Annotated in this window: 3 protein-coding genes; 2 read left to right on the top strand and 1 reads right to left on the bottom strand. The window is 65.1% G+C overall.

The genetic code is table 11. The features are described 5' to 3' along the window. Nucleotides 1-95 precede the first annotated feature (95 nt). On the bottom strand, nt 96-701 hold the full coding sequence (locus AOK24_RS44525) for a TetR/AcrR family transcriptional regulator (RefSeq protein ID WP_055725487.1): 606 nt from the start codon (nt 699-701) through the stop codon (nt 96-98). 201 nt (nt 702-902) lie between these two features. Between AOK24_RS44525 and AOK24_RS44520 the strand changes: the two genes are divergently transcribed. Together AOK24_RS44520 and AOK24_RS44515 are read left to right on the top strand one after the other, a co-directional pair. Further along, entirely contained in the window at nt 903-1622 is a 720-nt protein-coding gene (locus AOK24_RS44520) for an SDR family NAD(P)-dependent oxidoreductase (RefSeq protein WP_063799642.1), read from the top strand. After that, entirely contained in the window at nt 1619-1990 is a 372-nt protein-coding gene (locus tag AOK24_RS44515) for an SgcJ/EcaC family oxidoreductase (RefSeq protein ID WP_055725485.1), read from the top strand. Before AOK24_RS44520 ends, AOK24_RS44515 begins: the two co-directional genes overlap by 4 nt. Nucleotides 1991-2009: the final 19 nt, after the last annotated feature.

Below are 2009 nucleotides of genomic sequence, written 5' to 3'. Positions count from 1 at the left end.
ATCGATAGGAATACGGCTTCTCAATAAACCAGCAACACACCAGGCCAGCCGCCACCCCGTACACCAACAAGCCCTCCCTCGGGCACCAAGGGGCGTCAGACGCCGGTGCTGTAGGACAGGCGCGGGGCGGGGACGGGCAGGGGGCTCGCGCACTGCGGGCGGAGGCCGTCGAAGATCACACCCAGGTAGCGTCGCCACAGGCCGGGCTGGATGTCCCCCAGGGGCAGGGGCGCCTGGGAGGCAGCGGTGAGCAGCAGCACGATATCGGCGCCGGACACGTCGTCACGCACTTGGCCGGCTTGTTGTGCCCGGCCGGTGAGCCGGTCGGCCATGTCCTCCAAGCGCCGGATGGATGTCCGCACGCTTGCTTCACTGTGCGAGAGAGCAGCCGCGGCCTGACAGAACGAGAGGTCATGTGCCTGCACCTCCACTCCCCTAGCCATGAACTCGAACAACGCCGCTCCGGGGTCGTGTGCATCCACCAGCTTCGCGCCGGTGGCGGCGATGGCGTCGATCTGGTCACAGAAGATCGCGGCGAGCAGTTGCTCCTTCGTCTCGAAGTGGCGAAAGACGGTGCCTTTGCCCACTCCGGCGCGTGTGGCGATCCGCGCGATCGAAACATCCATGCCGTGCTCTGCGAACTCCGCCGAGGCGGCGTCCATCAGTAGGCGGCGGTTGCGTGCGGCATCGGCTCTGACCATGGACTCATTTTAACCGGACTGCATGGTCCGATTACATGGTAGCGTGAAAACGTGACCGGGCGGTCCGTTTGGTGGGTGTCCCGCGTCGTTAAGCGTGCCTGTTGAGTGCCGGGCCCCACCCCTGGTCCGCCCCTTGCATCCGCCGTCCGGCTACTCCTGACCGGACGGGTTCCATTGTCCCCGCATAAGGAAGTGCCCTGCATGTTCGACTCTGCGCTATCCGGTCGTACTGTCGTCATTACCGGTGCAGCCTCCGGCATAGGCATGGCCACCGCCCGTCTCGCCGTCCAGCGTGGCGCGAACGTCGTCCTGACTGATCTGTCCGAGGATGCCCTGCAGAAAGCCGTTGAAGGTCTCGGTCCTCGGGCCTCTTACCGCGTACTGAACGTTACGGACGCGGCCGCTGTCGATGACGTCATGGGGTCGGTCGGAACGATCGACCACCTGTTCACCTGCGCCTCGGGCAACACGATCGCTGCCTTCACCGACCTCACCGAGGAACAGGTGCGCGCCTTCTTCGAGATCAAGTGGTGGGGCCAGTACCGCTGTGTCAAAGCGGCCCTGCCTCACATCCCGAAGGAAACGGGCTCGATCACCCTGGTTTCCGGCTTCCTCTACCGCAAGGTCGACCCCGGATTCTCGGCATACGCCGCAGTCAACGGTGCCGTCGAAGGCACCGTCAAGTCCCTCGCGCTCGAACTGGCACCCTTGCGCGTCAACGCCCTCGCGCCGGGGCCGATCGACACCCACGCACAGCGCATGGGCGAAGCAGAGCACCGGGCTTACCGTGAAGCCGTCTCGGCGCAGCTCCCGGTCGGCCGGCCGGGCTCCGCTGAGGAAGTGGCGCACTCCGCCCTCTATTTGATGGAGAACACCTTCACCACCGGCATCACGCTCGATGTCGACGGAGGCAAGCGGTGACCGGCGCAGACACGATCCTCGGTGACGGCCTCACCATGTGGGAACGGCATTTCAACGCCGCAGACCCTCGGTCGATCGCCGATCTGTTCGCCCCCGACGCCATCTTCCAAGGACTCACCTCGGGTCCGGGGTTCGGGAGGGACGACATCGTGGCGTACTACAGCGCCATACCCGAGGGTACGACGGTCCGCGTACGCGTCCAAAGGTCCCACCGCTTCACTGCGAACGTCGTCAGCGGAGTCGCGCGGGCGGTGTTCACGGGGGCGGACGGCGCCGAGCGCGATGTCATCCTGTCCGTCGTCCTTGGCGCAACCGGCAAATCCTGGTTCATCCAGCACTACCACGCCTCCGAACTCCATCAGATTTAGAAGCCGTATTCCTATCGAT

This window comes from Streptomyces niveiscabiei, from assembly GCF_001419795.1.
Taxonomy (GTDB): Bacteria; Actinomycetota; Actinomycetes; order Streptomycetales; family Streptomycetaceae; genus Streptomyces; species Streptomyces niveiscabiei.
Note: the sequence above shows the minus strand (reverse complement) of the source record. Positions and strands in the feature narration are given on the sequence as shown.